Below are 19,273 nucleotides of genomic sequence, written 5' to 3'. Positions count from 1 at the left end.
GCTATTAATTATTTGATCTTGATCGGCGGCCTCGACAGGCTTGCCGGAGCGATGGTTATTCCGTTTCGGTGCGAGGTTTTCGCCATGCCCGTACGGGCGTTTTGAGGCAGGGCGACCGGTTTTACTCCCGGTCGCGTTCATCGGTAGCTGCTTTCTGTTTTTATGAACTGGGGGATGCGGTTGTGGATACCGTCGATGACATAGCGGACTGGCTGCGGCAAAGAATCGGAAGTGAGCTCGGTACGGCGATCCGTGATGCCGACCTGGAAACTCAGTTCCGGGACCTCGGTATGGATTCCGCCGGGATGACCGGCCTTACCGCGCAGTTGGCCAAGCGGCTCGGCAGGCCCCTCGCGTCCACGGTCGCCTGGCATTTTCCGACCATTGCCGCCCTGGCCGGCGCCCTCGCCGGCGGCCTGGACGCCCCGGTGAACCCCCCGGCGCAGGCCGACGCGGCCGGCACGGGCAACGCCGTACCGTTCGACGAGCCCATCGCCGTCGTCGGCCTGGCGTGCCGGTTCCCCGGCGCCCCCGATGCCGCCGCGTACTGGGACCTGCTGCGCTCCGGCACCGACGCGGTCACCGGCATCCCCGCCGAGCGCTGGGACGCCGAGGCGCTGTACGACCCGGACCCGCACAAGCCCGGCCGGATGAGCACCCGCCGCGGCGGCTTCCTGCGTGACATCGACCGGTTCGACCCGCAGTTCTTCGGCATCTCGCCGCGCGAGGCCGCCCAGATGGACCCCCAGCAGCGGCTCGCACTCGAACTCGCCTGGAATTCCCTGCAGGACGCCGGGATACCGCCCGCCTCCCTGCGCGACGGCAGCACCGGCGTCTTCCTGGGCACCCTGTGGAGCGATTACGCGCGGCTCGCCGGGCGCGGCCTGGACGACATCCAGCAGCACACCGCCACGGGCCAGGAGCCGAGCATCGTGCCGGCCCGCGTCTCCTACACCCTGGGCCTCCAGGGGCCGAGCATCGGCATCAACACCGCCTGCTCCTCCTCGCTCGTCGCCGTGCACCTGGCCTGCCAGAGCCTGCGGTCCGGCGAGAGCGCGCTGGCTCTCGCGGGCGGCGTCAACCTGGTACTCGCGCCGGAGAGCAGCGCCGCGATGTCGAAGTTCGGCGCCATGAGCCCGCACGGCCGGTCCGCGGCGTTCGCGGCCTCCGCCGACGGATACGTACGGGGCGAGGGCGGCGGCATCGTCGTGCTCAAGCCGCTGTCGGCGGCCCTGGCCGACGGGGACCGTATCCACTGTCTGATCCGGGGCAGCGCGGTCAACAACGACGGCGCCAGCAACGGCCTCACCGCACCGAACCCCGCGGCGCAGGAAGCGATGCTCCGGGCGGCGTACGCGCGGTCCGGCGTCGGCGCGCACGACGTGCAGTACGTGGAGGCGCACGGCACCGGAACCCCACTGGGCGACCCCATCGAGGCGCATGCGCTCGGCACGGTCCTGGGCGCGGGCCGCCCGGCCCAGGAGCCCCTGCTGATCGGCTCGGCGAAGACCAACATCGGCCACCTGGAAGCGGCGGCCGGCATCGCCGGACTCATCAAGGTCGCCCTGGCGATGCGCCACCGCGCCATCCCCGCGACCCTGCACCACGACGCGCCCAACCCCGAGATCCCGTTCGACGAGCTGCGGCTCGCCGTCCCCACCGCGCTCACCGACTGGCCCGGCGACGGCGCCCGTATGCTCGCCGGGCTCAGCTCCTTCGGCTTCGGCGGCACCAACTGCCATGTCGTCGTGGAGGGTTCGCCCGCCTCCGAAGCACAGCTGCTGCCGCTGTCCGCGTCGAGCCCCGAAGAGCTGCGGGCGGCCGCGGCCGGGCTGCGCGAGACGGTGGCCGAGGGGCCGGAGCGCTCCGTGCCCGACTGGTGCGCGACCGCCGCCCTGCGCCTGAGCGGCCACCCCTACCGGGCGACGGCGCTCGTCCGCACCAGGGACGACCTGCTCGGCGCGCTGGACACCATCGCCGCCGGCTCCTGCCCGACTCCCGGCACCCCGCCGCGCCTCGCGTTCGTCTTCTCCGGCCAGGGCTCGCAGTGGTGCGGCATGGGCCTGGACCTGCTGCACACCGAGCCCGTCTTCCGCGAGGCACTGCGGGAGTGCGACCGCCTGATCCGCGCCCACGCCGGAATCTCGGTCGTCGAGGAGCTGAACCGGGACGCCGGCGCGTCCCGGCTGGACGCGACGACGGTGATGCAGCCGGCCGTCTTCGCGGTCCAGGTCGCGCTCGCGGCGCTGTGGCGCTCGTGGGGCATCGAGCCGGACGCCGTCGTCGGGCACAGCCTCGGTGAGGTGGCGGCGGCCCATGTGGCGGGCGCGCTGAGCCTGGGGGACGCGGTCCGGGTCGTCTGCGAGCGCAGCCGCCTCATGGCCCGCATCGAGGGCGAGGGCGCCGTGGCGGTGGTGGACCTGCCCTTCGCCGAGGTGCGGGACCTGCTCGACGGTCACCCCGGCCTCTACGCCGCGGGCGCCAACAGCACGCGCAGCTCCGTCGTTTCGGGCGACGCCATGGCACTCGACACGTGCCTGGCCGAGCTGAGCGAGCGCGGCATCCGGTGCCGGCGGGTGAACATGGGCGTCGCCTCCCACAGCGGACAGTGCGACCCGCTGCTGCCCGAGCTGCACGAGGCCCTGTCCGGCATCCGGCCGTCGCGGGCCACGGTTCCGGTCGTCTCCTCGGTGACCGCGGACTTCGTCGACGGCACCGCGCTCGACGCCGCGTACTGGGTGCGCAACCTGCGCGAACCGGTGCTGTTCGGGCCGGCGGTCGAGCGGCTGCTCGACGACAAGTACGACCACTTCCTCGAGATCAGCCCGCACGCCGTCCTCACCGGTCAGGTGGCGGTGACCGCCGGGGATCACGGCGGCCGAGCCCGTGCCCTGCCGTCGCAGCGCCGTGGCGAGGGCCCGCGCGAGGTCATGCTGGAAACCCTCGGCGCGCTGTACCACGCGGGCCGGGACATCGACTGGCGCCGCGTCCACCCCGCGGACCTGCGCCTTGCCGAACTCCCCGCGGCGGCCGAGCGGATCGCCGTACCCGCGGCGGAGGACCATGCCGTACGCGCCCTCCCGCTGAGCGCCCACTCCCTCCCGGCGCTGCGCCAACTCGCCCGAGAAACAGGGCAGTTGCTCGACGGACCCGCACACATCGACCTCGACGACCTGTGCCACACCGCGGCGCTCGCCCGCGACCACCACGAACACCGCGCGACGGCGGTCTTCGCCTCGTACGGGGAACTCACCGCCCAGCTCCGGGAGTTCGCCGCGGGGCGCACGCCGGCCGGTCTGGTGACGGGCCGGGCCCGGCGCCGGCCGACCGGTCCGGTGTTCCTCTTCTCCGGCCAGGGCGCGCAGACCGCCCGCATGGGCTGCGAGCTGCTGGACCGCGAGCCGGTCTTCCGGGACGTACTGGAGCGGTGCGACCGGTGGCTGGCCGAGCGGGCGGGCTGGTCGCTGATCGCCGAGCTCCACAAGCCCGAGGGCGCGTCCCGGATCGACGACACGGAGATCACCCAGCCCGTCCAGTTCGCCCTCCAGGCGGGCCTGGCCGAACTGCTGCGCTCCTGGGGCGTCCGACCCGCCGCGGTCATCGGCCACAGCGCCGGTGAGATCGCGGGCGCCTACTGCGCGGGCGTGCTCACCCTTGAGGACGGACTCCTCGTCGCCCTGCACCGCGGCCGGATCCTCCAGCGGGCCACCGGCACCGGCCGGATGGCCGCCGTGGGCCTCGGCGAGCGGGATGCGGCCCGCCTCCTGGAAGGCCGTACGGGGGTGTCCGTCGCCGCCGTCAACGGCCCGCGCACCACGCTGCTGAGCGGCGGGACCGAGGCCCTGCAGGCACTGCTCGACGACCTCGACCCCGCCGTCTTCCGGCGGCTGCTCCGCGTCGGCTACCCCTCGCACAGCCCGCAGATGCGGGTGTACGAGGAGGAGCTGGGCCGGCTGCTCGCGGACGTCCGGCCCCGGGCCGGCGACCTACCGGTGTTCTCCACCATCGACGCGGACTTCCGTCCCGGAGAGCACTTCGACGCCCGCTACTGGACGCGGACGATCTCCGAGCCCGTACGGTTCTCGGCGGCCATGGCGGCGCTCGCCGCCGAAGGCCACCGTTCGTTCGTGGAGCTCGGGCCGCACCCGGTGCTGGTCGCCCCCGCGTCCCAGTGCCTGGAGCAGGACGGGCACGACGGCCTCGTCGTGCCGACCATGCGCCGCGAGGGCGGCGAGCAGCAGGCGCTGCGGGAGACGGCCGGCACCCTCTGGGCCCACGGGCACACCGTGGACTGGAAGGCGCTGCGGACCCGTCCCGGCCGCCTGGTGACCACGCCGGACTACCCCTGGCAGCGTGCGCGGTACTGGCTCGACCCGGCGCCGCTGACCGCCCGGGAACCGGCCACCGGAACCCTGCTGGACCTGCTCGCGCGCGGTGACCTGGACCGGGTGGCCGAGGAGCTCGCCCGCCAGGGCGGCCTGTCGGACGCGGAGACCGGTCTGCTGCCCAAGATCCTCCAGCGCCTCGCCCCGGCCGGCGCCGAGGACACGCACGAGTGGCTGCACCGCGTCGTCTGGCGCGACAAGCCGCTCGCGACGGCGGCGAAGAGCGCGGCACCCGGCGGCTGGATCGTGCTGACCGGCGACCCGGAGGGCCCGTTCGCCCGCGCGGTGGCGCACGCGCTGCGCGCGGCCGGGCAGAGCTGCGCGCTTGTCCGGACCCCGGCCGGTTCCGGCAGCGAGCGGGAGCTGTCGGCGGCACTGCGGCAGGCCGCGGGGGAGTTCTCCGTACCGTGCCGCGGCGTGCTGCAACTCGCCCACGCAGACGCGGAGTCGGGCCACGAAGAGGCCCTGGAGCACTGCCTGCGTCCGGCGCTGGCCACGGTGCAGGCGCTCGCTTCCTGGACGGAACGGTCCGCGCCACGGCTGTGGCTGGTCACCTCGGGCGCCCAGCCCGTGGGCGAGCGGCCCGCCGCGGGGAACGTGGCGCACGGCGCACTGTGGGGCTTCGGCCGAGTGGTCGCCCTCGAACACCCCGAATTCTGGGGCGGGTTGGTGGACCTCGACCCGGCGCACGACGACGCGGTACGCGCGGCGGACGCGCTGGTGCGCGAACTCCTCGCCGGAGACGGCGAGAATCAGGTCGCCCTCCGCGGCGGCGGCCGTCACGTCGTACGGGTGGCACCCGACGGCGAGACGCCCGACTCCGTGCCCCCGGCCGCGATCCGCCCGGACGGCGGCTACCTGATCACCGGCGGGCTCGGCGGCATCGGCCTGGTGGTCGCCCGGTGGCTGGTCGCCGCAGGCGCCCGGCACCTGGTGCTGCTCGGCCGCCGCGCGCCGTCCGCCGAGGCCCGCGCCACGCTCGCGGAACTGACCGCCTCGGGCGCCACCGTCGACGTCCTCCAGGCCGACGTCACCCGCGCCGAGGACGTCCAGCGCGTGGTGGGCGAATTCGGGCGGCGGCGCCCCGCGCTGCGCGGTGTGTTCCACGCCGCCGGCGTCCTGGACGACGGCACGCTGCTCCAGCAGGACTGGGACCGCTACCGGGCCGTCCTGGCACCGAAGGTGACCGGCGCCCACCACCTGGACGTCTGCACCCGGGACCTGTCGCTCGACCTCTTCGTGCTGTTCTCCTCGTTCGTCGCCGTGCTCGGCTCGCCCGGGCAGGGCGGCTATGCGGCGGCCAACGCGGTACTGGACGCCCTGGCCCACCACCGCGTCTCGCTCGGGCTCCCCGCGACCAGCGTCAACTGGGGGCCGTGGGAAGGCGTCGGCATGACGGACTCGGCCGCCGCGGCCCGCTACCGCTGGAGCGAACGCGGCGCCCAAACGATCACCCGCGCCGCGGGCGCCCGCCTCCTCGACCGGATGCTGGCACGGCCCGTGCCGCAGCTGGGCGTGTACGCGGTCGACTGGGAAACGTACGACGGCTGGCTGCCCGCCACGGCGGGCCGCGACCTGCTCGCCCTGGTGCACGCCCCGGCCGGCGTCACGCGCACCGAAGAGGCGGACCCCGCGTCCGCCCTGCCCGACCGGCTGGCCGCGCTCGACCCCGGGGACCGGCTGGAGCACCTGGTCGGGTACCTGGCCGGGCAGGTGGCCGACGTCGCCGGATTCCCGGCGGAGCACGCCGTGGACCCGGACGCCGGCTTCTTCCAGCTCGGCCTGGACTCGCTGATGAACCTGAAGCTGGTGACCCGGCTGCGCGAGGCGATGGGCGAGCGGCTGACCCTGCCGGGAACCCTGCCCTTCGACCATCCGACCTGTACGGCACTGGCCGCCCACCTGCTCGGCGCGCTCGGACTCGCCCCGGGCGAGGACGAACAGCCCGCCGAGGACAGCGCCGAGGACAGCGCCGAGGACGCCGTCGAGGACCTCCTGGCCGAGGTGGAGGCGCTCTCCGCCGACGAGGCAGCGCACTTCTTGGACCAGCTCACCCTCGGCAACGAGCCCGGAAGGGACCAGACGCATGAGTAACATCGCCGACCGGATCGCGGCGCTCCCCGCGTCCCAGCGGGCCCTCCTGGCGGACCGCCTGCGCCGACAGCAGCGCGCCGCGGCCCCGGCTCCCGAACCGATCGCCGTGGTGGGCCTGGGCTGCCGCTTCCCCGGCGGGGCCGACGACCCCGAGTCCTTCTGGGACCTGCTGACGTCCCGTACGGACGCGACCCGCACCGTGCCCGAGGGCCGCTGGGACGCCGAGCGCCTGCACGACCCCGAGGCGGCGACGCCCGGCACCGTACGGACCAAGCGCGGCGGCTTCCTCGACTCCGTCGACACCTTCGACGCCGAGTTCTTCGGCATACCCCCGCGCGAGGCGGAGACCCTCGACCCGCAGCACCGGCTGCTGCTGGAGGTCGCCTGGGAGGCCCTGGAACACATGGGGCAGGCGCCCACCGCGCTGCAGGGGACCCGGACCGGTGTCTTCGTCGGCATCGGTATCGACGACTACAAGCTCCTGCAGACCGGCGACCCGGCCCGGATCGACGGGCACATGGCCACCGGCAACCTCTTCTGCGCGGCCGCCGGACGCCTGTCCTACCTCCTGGGGCTGCACGGCCCCTCCCTCGCCGTGGACACCGGCTGCTCCTCGTCCCTGGTGACGGTCCACCTGGCGATGCAGAGCCTGCGCTCGGGCGAGTGCGACCTCGCGCTCGCCGGCGGCGTGCACGTCATGGCGGCGCCGGACATGACCGTCTCGCTCTCCCAGGCCGGGGTGCTCTCGCCGCAGGGCCGCAGCCGCGCCTTCGACGCCTCGGCCGACGGGTACGCCCGCGCCGAGGGCGCCGGAATCGTCGTGCTCAAGCGCCTGTCGGACGCCCGGGCGGCGGGGGACACGGTGCTGGCCGTGGTCCGCGGCTCCGCCGTCAACCACGGGGGCCGCGGCAGCGGCCTCACCGTCCCCAACGGCAGCGCCCAGAAGGACCTGATCACCACCGCGCTGAAGGCCGCGCGGGTCAGCCCGGCGGACATCGACTACGTCGAGACCCACGGTACCGGCACGCCGATCGGTGATCCCATCGAGGCGAACGCGCTCGGCGCCGTGTACAAGCAGGGCCGCACCCCCGAACGCCCGCTGCTCATGGGCACGGTGAAGACCAACCTGGGGCACCTGGAGGCGGCGGCGGGCATCGCCGGGCTCATGAAGGTGGTGCAGTCCCTGCGCCACGAGGAGCTGCCGGCCCATCTCCACCTGGACGCGCGCAATCCGCAGATCGCCTGGGACGACCTGCTGCTCGACGTGCCCACCGAAGCCCGGCCGTGGCGCCGCGGCGAGCGGCCGCGGCTGGCCGGCGTCAGCTCCTTCGGGATCGGCGGCACCAACGCCCATGTGATCGTCGAGGAGGCGCCGCCGGTCGCCGCGGAACCCGGGCAGCCGTCCGTACGGGAGCCCGGGCACCACCCCGTCGCGCTGTCGGCCCGCACGGAGCCCGCGCTGCGCCGCATGGTCGAGCGCTACCGGATTCACCTGGAGCGGCACCCGGACGCCTGCTGCGCGGACGTGGCGTACTCGGCGAACACCGGACGCGCCCACTTCGCCCGGCGCGCCTTCTTCGCCGCCTCGGACACCGAGGACCTGAAGGCACAGCTCGCGTCCTGGGAGCCGGCGGAGACCCCGGCCGATCCCCGTACCCCCGGTCACGACTTCCGTACCGCGTTCCTCTTCACCGGCCAGGCGTCCCAGTACTTCGGCATGGGCGCCGGCCTGTACGACCGGCAGCCGGTGTTCCGGCAGGCCATCGACGCCTGTGCCGAGCTGTTGCGGGAGCGGTACGGGTGGTCCCTGACCGACGTCCTGTACGCGCGGGACGGCGACCGGTCGCTGATCGACCGTACGGAGTACGCGCAGCCCGCGCTCTTCTCGGTGGCGTACGCGCTGGTCTCCATGTGGCGGGCGTGGGGCATCACGCCCTCCGCCGTCCTCGGGCACAGCGTCGGCGAGCTCGCGGGCGCCGTCGCCGCCGGAATCCTGCGCCTGGAGGACGCGCTGCCGCTGGTCGCCGAGCGCGGCCGGCTGATGTCCGCACTGCCGGGCGACGGCGGCATGGCCGTTGTCATGGCGGACGAGCCGACCGTGTCCGATCTGCTCGGACCGTACGCGGGCCGACTGAGCGTCGCCGCGGTCAACGGCCCGCTCCAGACGGTCGTTTCGGGCCCCGCCGACGCCCTTGAAGAGCTGCTCGGCGCGCTGCACGAGAGAGGCGTCGGCGCCCGGCGGCTCAACACTTCGCACGCCTTCCACTCCGCGCTCATGGAGCCGATGCTGGAGCCGTTCGGCGCCCTGGTCGCCGGCGTGCCGCACCAGAAGGGGACCATCCCCGTCATCTCCACGGTCACGGGTCAGCAGATCCACGGCGCGGACATGGCCGAGGACGGCTACTGGACGCGCAACGCCCGCGACGCGGTCCGCTTCCTCCCCGCCGTCCGCACGCTGCTGGAGCGGCGGTTCGACGCGGCCCTGGAGATCGGCCCGGAGCCCGTACTGACCCGCCTGGTCACCAAGCAGGGCCTGGACCCCCGTACGGACCGGCGCTGGCTGCCCTCCCTGTCCCGGCACACCGACGACTGGCAGCAGGTCCTGCGGACCCTGGGCAGCCTGTACGAGGCCGGCGCGGACGTCGACTGGCAGGCCGTGCACGCCGGTTCCGACGGCAAGCGGGTGCCGCTGCCCACGTATCCGTTCGAGCGGAAGCGTTACTGGCGCGACACGCGGACCGCGCGCGGCGCCCGTCCCGCGGGCACGCCCGTCTTCCCCGGCACCCGGCTCAGCTCGCCCGCGCTGCGGGACACGGTGTACCGGAGCCGGTTCACCGCCGACTCGCCCGCCTTCCTGGCCGATCACGTGCTCTTCGGCGAGGTGGTGGTCCCCGCGGCGTCCCACCTGGCGATGACCGTGGCCGCCGCGGTGCAGGAGCGCCCGGGCGGCGCGCTGCTGGAAGGTGTCTCCTTCCCGCAGGCGCTGAGCCTGGACGACGCCGAGCGGGAGATCCAGCTGATCATCGAGGGCGACGACGCCTCGGCGCCCCGCAGCTTCCGGGTGGTCAGCGCGCCGGCCGGGACGACGGACCGGCAGGGCTGGACCACCCATGCCACGGGCACGCTGGACGTGCCGCAGGCATCGGGCACGGCCGTACGCCCGCCCGAGCCGCGCGAGTTCCTGGAGCGGCAGGGCGGCCTGCGCCTGGACGGCGCCGACTTCTACACGGCGATGCACGAGAACGGCGCCGACCTCGGCCCCGGCTTCCGTTACATCAGCGAGGTGACCCGCCACCCCGGCGAGGCGCTGATCCGGATGCTCCCGCCCGCGTGGGACGAACGGGACGGCCGCTTTCTCCTGGCGCCCGGACTGGTCGACTCGTGCGTGCAGGCCGTGGTGGCCCTGGTCTGGTCCGCCGACACGGACGCGGAGCTGGGCGTACGGGTGCCCATCCGGCTGGACGCCCTGCGGTTCCACCAGGCGCCGCCGGACGCGCCCCTGTGGTGTCACCTCAAGGAGCGGCCGGACCAGAGCCCGGACGCCGAGACGGTCGTGGCCGACCTGCTGCTGTCCGACGAGGACGGCAACCTCGTACTGGCGATGGACGGCCTGTGGCTGCGCCGCGTGTCGGGCGATGCCCTGCTGCGCCGCGAGACGGCCGTCGTACGACGGCCCGTCTGGGAGGCGACGGCCCCGCAGCCGGTCTCCGACGGCGCCGAATCGGCGTCCGGGGACTGGCTGGTCCTGGCCGACCGCGGGGGCCTCGGCACCGCCCTGGCCGCACAGCTGCGCGCGGCCGGCCGCGAGGTCACCGTCGTGCCGGCCGATGCCACCGCGGATCTCGCGGCGCTCGTACGGGAACGGGCGGCCGGCGAGCGTCCGTTGAACGCCGCCTTCCTGTGGGGCCTCGACGAGCCGGACGAACTCACCGCGGACTCGCTCGACCAGGCCCAGGAGGCCGGTTCGGCCGCCCTGTTGACGGCCCTTCAGGAGCTGGCCCTCGGGGGCCGCGCCGCGCGGGTCCTGGTGGCGACCCGGGGGGCGCAGTCGCCCGCCGCGCACCCGGTACGGGTCGCGCACGCCCCGCTGTGGGGCCTGGCGGCGATCGCCAATGCGGAGAACCCCGACGTACGCTGCGTCCTCGTCGATCTCGACCCGGACGAGCGGGCGGCGGAGCGCGAGGCCGAGGCGCTGTGCGCCGAGGCGCTCGGCACCGCGCCCGACACACGGATCGCCTTCCGCGGTGGCCGGCGCCACGTCGCGGGGGCGCCCGCAACGGCTCCCGCGCACGACGCCGCCGCGGCCGAGCAACTGGTCCGCGCCGACGGCACCTACCTGGTGACCGGCGGGCTCGGGGCGCTGGGCCTGCACACCGCCGACTGGCTGGTGAGCGGCGGCGCCCGGCACCTCGTACTGGTCGGCCGCGGGGCTCCCTCGGAGGCCGCGGGCCGCCGCATCCGCGAGTGGGAGCGGGCGGGCGTCCAGGTCCTCGTCCGGCAGGCGGATGTCGCGGAGTTCGACGCCGTACAGCGGCTGCTCGCCGGACTGGACGACGCCCTGCCGCCGCTGCGCGGAGTGATCCACGCGGCCGGTGTGCTGGACGACGGCAGCATCCAGCGGCAGAGCGCCGAACGGATGCGCGCGGTGATGGCTCCGAAGATGCGCGGCGCCTGGAACCTGCACCTGCTGACCCGGGACGCGAAGCTGGACTTCTTCGTCCTCTACTCCTCCGTGGCCGCCCTCATGGGCTCCCTCGGCCAGAGCGGTTACGCCGCCGGCAACTCCTTCCTCGACGCCCTCGCGCACCACCGGGAATCCCTCGGACTGCCCGCGACCAGCGTGGCGTGGGGGCCGTGGAGCGGCGGGGGGATGGTCGCGACGCTGGACGCGCACGCCGAACGCCGGGTGCGGGAGAGCGGCTTCGGGATGCTGGAACCGGGGCCCGCGTTCCGGGCGCTGGAGGACGTACTGCGGGCCGGGATCCCGCACGCGTACGTCCACGGCGGCGAGCCGGCGTCCGGTACGGGCCGCTCCGCGGTGGCGGACCGGTCCTCGGCCGGGCACCGGGACACCGCGACCGGGCAGACCGTGTACGACCGCCCGTCCGACCTTCCTCCCGCGCTCGCGCCGCGGAACGAGACCGAGGCCGGGCTGGTGGCCATCTGGGAAGCACTCCTGGGCATCCGCCCCATCGGCGTCGAGGACGACTTCTTCCGGCTGGGCGGTGACTCCATCACCAGCCTGCGGATCATCAGCCGGGCCAAGCAGGCCGGCATCCGGCTCAGCGAGGCCGACTTCTTCGCCCACCCGACCGTGGCGGAGCTGGCGGCCACCGCGAGCACCGCTCCCGCGCCGGACGACGCTCCTGCGCGGCAGGCCCCGGCGGCGGACGGACCGGCGAGCGCCGGTGTCCGCGCCTCCCACCTGGCCGAGGACGACCTGCAACGGCTGCTGTCCCGCATCGGCTCCACCGCGGCGGACAACGACGGCCCCGACAACGACGGCCCCGACAACGACACCACGGAAAGGCGGACCCGATGACCACGAGCATTGAGGGCGTACACCCCCTCTCGCCCCTGCAGCAGGGCCTGCTGTACCACACCATCGCCGACCCCGGCACGTCCTTCTACGTCGACCAGATCGTCCAGACGCTCGACGGGCACCTCGACGCCGAGGCGCTGGAACGGGCGTGGCAGCGGGCCGTCGACCGGCACACCATCCTGCGGTCCTCCTACCACTGGGAAGAGATCGCGGAGCCCGCACAGGTCGTGTACGCCGGCGGCACCGTGCGCATCGAGCGGCACGACTGGCGATCCGCCGCATTGGACGGCGCGCCTGACGGTGCATCGAATGCGGTAGCGGTCGGCGGCAGCGTCGAGGAGCGGCTGGAGGACTTCCTGCGCACCGACCGGCGCCGCGGGTTCCGGCTGGACCGCCCGCCGCTGTTCCGGCTGCATCTCATCCGGGTCGCCGAGCAGCGGCACATCCTGGTCTTCCGCTACCACCACATCCTGCTCGATGCCTGGTCCGCGCTGATGCTGCTGGAGGAGGCGCTGTCCTCGTACGACCAGCTCGTACGGGGACAGGAGCCGCCGACCCGGGCCGTGCGGCCGTACCACGACTACGTGGAGTGGGTACGCCGTCAGGACCTGGGCCCCGCCGAGGAGTTCTGGCGCGGCGAGCTGGCGGGCTTCCGGCCCGCGCCGCTGGCCGTGGAGGCCCCCGCGCAGGACACCGACGGCGGGCAGGCGGAGGCCGGCCGGGAGAACCCCGAGGTGTCGCTCGTACTCGGGCGGGAGACCGGGGACGCGCTGCGCGCACTCGCCCGCGAGCACCGGATCACCCTCAGCACCGTGCTGCAGACCGCCTGGGGCCTGCTGCTGAGCCGGTACACCGATCAGCCGGACGTGGTGTTCGGCATGACCATGACGCACCGGCCGGCCGAGCTGGACGGGATCGAGGACACCCTCGGCCTGTTCATCAACACCCTGCCGCTGCGCATGGAGCTCGCCCCCGACCGCCCCTTCGCCGAGGCGTGCGCCCAGGTCCAGGCCGCGCAGACGCGGGTACGGGGCCACCTGGCCAGCCCGCTGGCCGATGTCCAGCAGTGGAGCGACGCCGAACCGGGCGAGCCGCTGTTCGAGAGCATCATGACGATCCTGAACGTGCCGCGGATCGCGAGCCTGGGGCGCCGTACCGGCGAACTGGAGGTCCAGCGGGGCGAGTACCGCTACCACACCAACTATCCGCTGGCCGTGCTCGTCATCCCCGACGACGAGATCAGCCTGCGCATCGGCTACGACCCGGCCCGCTTCGACGCGGCCACCGTCGAGCGCATGCTCGGACACTTCGCCACGATCCTGGAGACGGTGGCCGCCGACCTCACCCGCCCGGCCGGCCAGATCTCCCTGCTGACCGGCGGGGAGCGGCAGCTGCTCGACGAGTGGAACACCGGCGCGGCGGTCGAGCAGCCCGGCGTGTGCGCCCAGCGGCTGTTCGAGGAGCAGGCGGAGCTGACACCGGACGCACCGGCGGTGGCCTTCGGCGAGCGTGTCCTGACGTACTGTCAACTCAACGAGCGCGCCAACCGGTTGGCGCACCTGCTGCGCGAGCACGGCATCGGTCCCGAGGTCCGGGTGGGACTCTGCCTGGAGCGCTCGACCGACCTCGTGGTCGCGATGCTGGGCGTACTGAAGGCCGGCGGCGCGTTCGTGCCGCTCGACCCCGCCTACCCCGAGGACCGTCTCGACTTCATGAGCCGGGACGCCGGACTGTCGCTGCTCCTGACGAGCAGCACGGCCAAGGCGCACCTGCCGGGGATCGGCGTCCGCACCCTGCTGCTGGACGAGCAGGCCGAGGAGATCGACCGGCAGAGCACGGACCCAGTGGCCGCCGGTGTCCGCCCGGACGGCCTCGCGTACGTCATCTACACCTCGGGCTCGACCGGACGGCCCAAGGGAGCGCTCGTCACCCACGACGGGCTGGTGAACAGCTGCCTGGCGCAGAAGGACGAGTTCGGCGTCGGGGCCGGTGACCGGGTGCTCCAGTGGGCGTCCCCGAGCTTCGACGCATCGGTGTTCGAGGTCTTCCTCGCGCTGGGCGCGGGAGCGGTGCTGTGCCTGGCCTCCCAGGAAGACGTCATGCCGGGGCCCGGGCTCGTCGACCTGCTGGCGCGCGAGCGCATCACCTGGCTGGTCATGGCCCCCTCCGCGCTGGCCGCCCTCCCGGCGGAGGCGTCGGGGCGGCTGCCCGCGCTGCGCGGCATCGTGCTCGGCGGCGAGTCGATCTCTCCGGCGCTGCTCGAACGGTGGTGCCCCGGCCGACGGCTCTTCAACGTGTACGGACACACGGAGACGAGCATCTGGGCCACGGTGGAGGAGTGCGCGGCGGACGGGCGGCCCCCGTCGGTCGGCCGGCCGGTCCGCGGCGTACGGCTCCATCTGCTCGACGGCAACGGACAGCCGGTCCCGGTCGGCATCCCCGGCGAGCTGTGCCTCGGAGGCGTCCAGGTCGGCCGCGGCTACCTGAACCGGCCCGAGCTGACCGCCGAACGCTTTGTGCCGGACCCCTTCTCCGACGCCCCCGGCGCCCGCCTCTACCGGAGCGGCGACCTGCTGTGCAGGCGCCCCGACGGGCAGCTCCACTTCGTCGGCCGGGTGGACGGCCAGGCGAAGATCAGGGGCCTGCGCATAGAGACGGGCGAGGTGGAGAGCGCGCTGCGCGAGCACCCGGACGTGAAGGACGCCGCCGTACAGGTGCGCGACGGCGCCGACGGAACCGGTGCCGACCAGCGGCTGGTGGCGTACCTGGTGATACGGCCGGGGGACGAGCGACCGGAGGAGGACTGGCGGGTCTTCCTGCGCCGGACGCTGCCGGACTACATGGTGCCCAACTCCTTCGTCACGCTGGACTCCCTGCCGCTGACCGCCAACGGCAAGCTGGACTACGCGGCCCTGCCGGAGCCCGAGCGGAACCTTCCGGCCGACGGGCGGGCGGCGCCGCTCACCCCCTTGGAGAGCCGGGTGGCCGAACTGTGGGCGCAGACGCTGGGCCTGGAGGCCGTCGGCGCGCACGAGGACTACTACGCGCTGGGCGGCAACTCCATCAAGGCCACGCGCATCGTGTCCCGCATCCGCCAGGAATGGCAGGTGGAGTTCTCCGTACGAGCGGTACTGGACAGCGGCACGGTCGCGGGCTGCGCGGCGGCGCTCGCGGAGGCATTGGCGGCGGTGGACGAGGCGCCGGCGGGCTGAGATTCCCATCTTCTTTCTTCGACTGTCTTGTGACGTGCTTGCGAAAGGACCACATGAGCACCACGGTTGACGATCCGGGTGTGCTGTTCCCTTTTGGCACCCCCGATCCTGAAGCGCCCGTGCGCGTCTTCTGCCTGCCGTACGCGGGCGGCGGCGCCGGCCTCTACCGCACATGGACCCGGCGGCCCGCCTCGGGCGCGGCGTCGTTCGTCCCGGTGCAGCTGCCGGGCCGCGAGAACCGGCTCCACGAGCAGCCGGAGCGCGATTTCGACACGCTCGCCGAGCGCCTGGCGCGGGCGATCGCGCCGTGGACGGGCGAGCGTTACGCCCTCTTCGGGCACAGCATGGGCGGCCTGCTCTCCTACGAACTCGCTCACCGTTTGCAGGAGTTGACGGGACGGCCGGCCGAACGGCTCGCCGTCTCCGCCTGCGCGGCGCCCGACGTGGAACGCCCCAGCTGGCGCATCCACGACCTCCCCAGGGAGGAATTCGTGGCGGCGGTACGGCGGCTCAACGGCACCCCGCAGGAGGTGTTCGAGGACCAGGACCTCCTCGACCTGTGCCTGCCGCGCATCCGCGCCGATTTCTCCGTACTGGCGAGCTACCGCTACCGCCCGCGGGACCCGCTGCCCGTGCCCGTAACGGCGCTGGGCGGAACCCGCGATCCGCAGGTGCCCACTTGGTCGGTGGAGAGCTGGCGCGAGCACACGGCCCGCGATTTCCGGCTGCATCTCGTGGACGACGACCACTTCTTCATCCACCGGCACGAGCAGGCCGTCTTCGAGCACATCACCGATGGGCTCCACGAAAAAGCTTGCTGAACATTCCGAGCTGAACATTCCGATTTCCAGCTCGGCATTCCGGGCTCGGCATTCCGAGCCGAACTTCCGCAGAACTTGCCGAACATGATCACAACGAGGGGTATGGCATGAGTAAGACCGGTACGACGATCACCGAGGTGTACAACCACGCCGTGGCGGCTTCGGCCATCAGCGCGGCCTGGGAGGTCGGCGTCTTCGACGCACTGCGGACGGAAGGACCCCTGGACGCCGAGACGTTCGCGGCCGAGCGGGGACTGGACGCGCGCTCGATGCAGGAGCTGTTCCGCGCGCTGGCCGCGGCGGAGGTCGTCGAGCGGGACGGTGTAAAGGTCCGACCCGGCGCGAACTTCGACGAGGCGGACCGCGCCAAGTCGCTGTTCCACTGGACGACCAAGGGCTGCGGCGAGCTGTTCTCGACGCTCCCCGACCTGATCCGCGAGGAGAACCGCGAGGGCTCCTTCTACCGGCGCGACGCGGCGGCGATCAGCGTCGCCTGCCGTGAGATCAACGCCGAGTGGTGGGACCCGGTCTTCTGGCCGGTGGTGAGCGGGCTGGACTTCACGCACGCCGCCGACCTCGGCTGCGGCAGCGGCGAGCGGCTGATCAAGCTGGCCCGGTCCCGGGAGGGCGTCCGCGGCCTGGGCATCGACCTCGCCGACGGAGCCATCGAGGTCGCCACCCAGTCGGTGGCCGAGGCGGGCCTCTCGGACCGCATCAGCATCACCCAGGGCGATGCGACGGCGCTGGAGCCCCGCCCCGAGTACGCCGGGGTCGACCTGCTGACCTCGTTCATGATGGGCCACGACTTCTGGCCCCGCGCCGAAGCGGTCGCGTCGCTGCGCCGCATCCGCGAGGTCTTCCCGGACCTGAAGCACTTCCTGCTCGCGGACGCGACGCGGACCACGGCGTACGCGGACACCGAGATGCCCGTGTTCAGCATGGCGTTCGAGTTCGCCCACGCGGTGATGGGCGACTACCTCCCCACCCTGGAGGAGTGGCGCCCGGTCTTCGAAGAGGCCGGCTGGCGTCTGGTGGGCGAGCACCCCATCTCCGTACCGGCGGAGAGCGTGATGTTCCACCTCGAGCCGGTCCGCTGATCCGCTGATCCGCCGCCGTCCCGGTGCACCGGGACGGCGGTCTCCTCCTCGGCACGATCCTGGGGTCCTCCGGTCAACGGCAACCTGACCGGAGGGCCCTCTTTCCGAAGTCAGCAGCCGGCCCGTGTGGTGGGCCGCTGCACCACCATGAACTCCGCGCCCTCCGGATCGGCGACCGTCGCCAGCCGGCCGTGGGGCGAGTCCCGCGGCGCGCCGATCACCCGCCCGCCCAGCTCCGCGACCCGGCGGGCCGCCGCGTCCGCGTCGGAGACCGCGAAGTACGTCGTCCAGTGCGGCCCCCGCTCCCGGGGCAGCGCGTCGCCCGCACCATGGATGCTCGCCACCGGGCGTCCCTTGAGGCACAGTGTCAGGTCGTCGTCTCCGGGGCGGCCCGCCGCCTCCGTCTCGAAGCCGAAGACGTGTTCGTAGAATCTGCCGGCCGGCGCGGCCTCCGGGGTCACCAGTTCGTTCCACGCCAGGGTGCCCGGCTCGCCGACCACCGCCGTGCCCTTCATGGTGTGCCCCTGCCAGATCCCGAAGACCGCGCCCTGCGGGTCCGAGGCGAGCGCCATCCGCCCCGCGTGGTCGGCGTCCAGCGGGCCGACGCCGACCGTGCCCCCGCAGGCGCGGATCCGCTCGGTGACGGTGTCCGCGTCGTCGCTCGCCAGATAGGGCGTCCAGGCGATGGACAGCTGCCGCTCCGGGGGCAGCGTCCCCATCCCGGCCACCTCCCGGCCGGCCGACAGCGCCCGTACGTAGGGACCGAGTTGCTGCGGCCCCGGCCGGAACTCCCAGCCGAACAGCGCACTGTAGAAGTCCTGCGTGGCGGGCAGGTCGTGCACCATGAGACTCACCCAGCAAGGGGTGCCGGGCGTCCGCCGGCTCGCTGCCTCGGTCGTCATCGTCGCTTGCTCCTCGGACCATCAAGGGTGGGGACCGTACGGATACGGGCCGTCCTACGGGCTGTGCCGTGCAGATGCTCGCACTCCCCGGTGGGCGGCGCGGGTCGGCCGCGCCGCCGGTCGCGCGACCCGTTGTGCGGCCCGCCCGTAGAGTGCCCGATCTGATGACGCAGTGCCGTTTCTGCCGATGTCACCGTCCTGTGTGAGGGCTCCCTCGTCCACGTCGTGCGGAACTGGTTCCTGCACTTCCTCACGACGTGCCCGCGGTCGGCGTGGGCCGGTCGCGACTGCGCGAGGATGGGGTTATGAATGCCATCATCTCCGCTACCGAACTGGCGAGCGAACTGGCGGGCGGGACGCCTCCGGTGCTCCTCGACGTCCGCTGGGAGCAGGGCGGCCCGTCAGGGCACGCCGAGTACGCGACCGGCCATCTGCCCGGCGCCGTCTACGTCGACCTCGACGCCGATCTGGCCGGGCCCGCGGGCTCCGGGGGCCGCCACCCGCTGCCGGACCCGGAGGACTTCGCGGCGGCCATGCGCGCGGCCGGCGTCTCCCGGGACCGCGAGGTGGTCGTGTACGACGGCGGACAGGGCTGGGCGGCGGCCCGCGCCTGGTGGCTGCTGCGCTGGGCGGGGCACGAGGCCGTACGCGCCCTGGACGGCGGCCTGGCGGCCTGGCGGGCAGCCGGCGGTGAGCTGACCGACGAGGAACCCGCTCCGAAGCCCGGCGACTTCACGGCGGCGCCCGGCGCGGTGCCGCTGCTGACCGCCGACGAGGCGGCCGCGCTGGCCCGGCGCGGGGTGCTCCTGGACGCGCGGGCGGCGGAGCGCTACCGGGGCGAGGCCGAGCCCATCGACCCGGTCGCCGGCCACATCCCCGGTGCACGCTCCGCCCCGACGGTCGAGAACGTCGGCTCCGACGGCAGGTTCCGGCCGGCCGCCGAACTGGCCGAGCGCTTCAGGGCCCTGGGGGCAGCGCCGGGCGCCGAGGTCGGGGTCTACTGCGGCTCGGGTGTTTCCGCTGCGCATGAGGTGCTGGCGCTCGCCGTGGCGGGCGTGCCGGCGGCCCTCTACGTCGGCTCCTGGAGCGAGTGGTCGGGCGACGCGTCCCGGCCGGTGGCCACGGGGCCCGAGGCGGGCTGAGAGCGCGCGCCGGAGGCGGTACGGCGGTACGCAGGCGGGTGCGAGGGCATCGCACCCGCCGAGGCCGCCCGGCGGACG

General features: G+C 73.8%; 7 protein-coding genes. 6 read left to right on the top strand and 1 reads right to left on the bottom strand.

What is annotated here, in order from left to right; genetic code table 11:
* Window positions 1-68 precede the first annotated feature (68 nt).
* The 5 genes from ACZ4MH_RS25215 to ACZ4MH_RS25195 all read left to right on the top strand — a co-directional run bounded on the left by ACZ4MH_RS25215 (window position 69) and on the right by ACZ4MH_RS25195 (window position 17,151).
* A complete protein-coding gene (locus ACZ4MH_RS25215) occupies window positions 69-6,479 on the top strand; it encodes a type I polyketide synthase (protein ID WP_351591285.1) in 6,411 nt (2,136 codons plus the stop codon).
* On the top strand, window positions 6,472-12,021 hold the full coding sequence (locus tag ACZ4MH_RS25210; RefSeq protein ID WP_351591282.1) for a type I polyketide synthase: 5,550 nt from the start codon (window positions 6,472-6,474) through the stop codon (window positions 12,019-12,021). The genes ACZ4MH_RS25215 and ACZ4MH_RS25210 overlap by 8 nt, the downstream gene beginning before the upstream one ends.
* Window positions 12,018-15,233 carry an amino acid adenylation domain-containing protein gene (locus ACZ4MH_RS25205; protein WP_351591279.1) on the top strand — a complete coding sequence of 1,072 codons (3,216 nt, stop codon included), beginning with the start codon at window positions 12,018-12,020 and terminating at the stop codon, window positions 15,231-15,233. Before ACZ4MH_RS25210 ends, ACZ4MH_RS25205 begins: the two co-directional genes overlap by 4 nt.
* A gap of 53 nt (window positions 15,234-15,286) precedes the next feature.
* A complete protein-coding gene (locus ACZ4MH_RS25200; RefSeq protein WP_351591276.1) occupies window positions 15,287-16,054 on the top strand; it encodes a thioesterase II family protein in 768 nt (255 codons plus the stop codon).
* Between the two features lie 107 nt (window positions 16,055-16,161).
* Window positions 16,162-17,151, top strand: coding sequence for a class I SAM-dependent methyltransferase (locus ACZ4MH_RS25195; protein ID WP_351591273.1), 990 nt, complete (start codon window positions 16,162-16,164; stop codon window positions 17,149-17,151).
* Window positions 17,152-17,261: 110 nt separating this feature from the next.
* On the opposite strand, the gene ACZ4MH_RS25190 is transcribed toward ACZ4MH_RS25195, so the two are convergent.
* Complete coding sequence (locus tag ACZ4MH_RS25190; protein WP_351591270.1) at window positions 17,262-18,053, bottom strand: VOC family protein; 792 nt, start codon at window positions 18,051-18,053, stop codon at window positions 17,262-17,264.
* A gap of 305 nt (window positions 18,054-18,358) precedes the next feature.
* Between ACZ4MH_RS25190 and ACZ4MH_RS25185 the strand changes: the two genes are divergently transcribed.
* On the top strand, window positions 18,359-19,195 hold the full coding sequence (locus tag ACZ4MH_RS25185) for a sulfurtransferase (RefSeq protein ID WP_351591267.1): 837 nt from the start codon (window positions 18,359-18,361) through the stop codon (window positions 19,193-19,195).
* The last annotated feature ends 78 nt before the right edge of the window (window positions 19,196-19,273 follow it).

The sequence above is a fragment of the Streptomyces sp. NPDC026301 genome (assembly GCF_055567935.1).
The sequence above is the reverse complement of the archived record's forward strand: the minus strand, read 5'-3'. Positions and strand labels throughout refer to the sequence as shown.

Coding starts and splice junctions, on each gene's coding strand:
- ACZ4MH_RS25210 (WP_351591282.1), top strand. CDS start 6,472: ATGAGTAACATCGCCGACCGGATCGCGGCGCTCCCCGCGTCCCAGCGG.
- ACZ4MH_RS25205 (WP_351591279.1), top strand. CDS start 12,018: ATGACCACGAGCATTGAGGGCGTACACCCCCTCTCGCCCCTGCAGCAG.
- ACZ4MH_RS25200 (WP_351591276.1), top strand. CDS start 15,287: ATGAGCACCACGGTTGACGATCCGGGTGTGCTGTTCCCTTTTGGCACC.
- ACZ4MH_RS25195 (WP_351591273.1), top strand. CDS start 16,162: ATGAGTAAGACCGGTACGACGATCACCGAGGTGTACAACCACGCCGTG.
- ACZ4MH_RS25190 (WP_351591270.1), bottom strand. CDS start 18,053: ATGACGACCGAGGCAGCGAGCCGGCGGACGCCCGGCACCCCTTGCTGG.
- ACZ4MH_RS25185 (WP_351591267.1), top strand. CDS start 18,359: ATGAATGCCATCATCTCCGCTACCGAACTGGCGAGCGAACTGGCGGGC.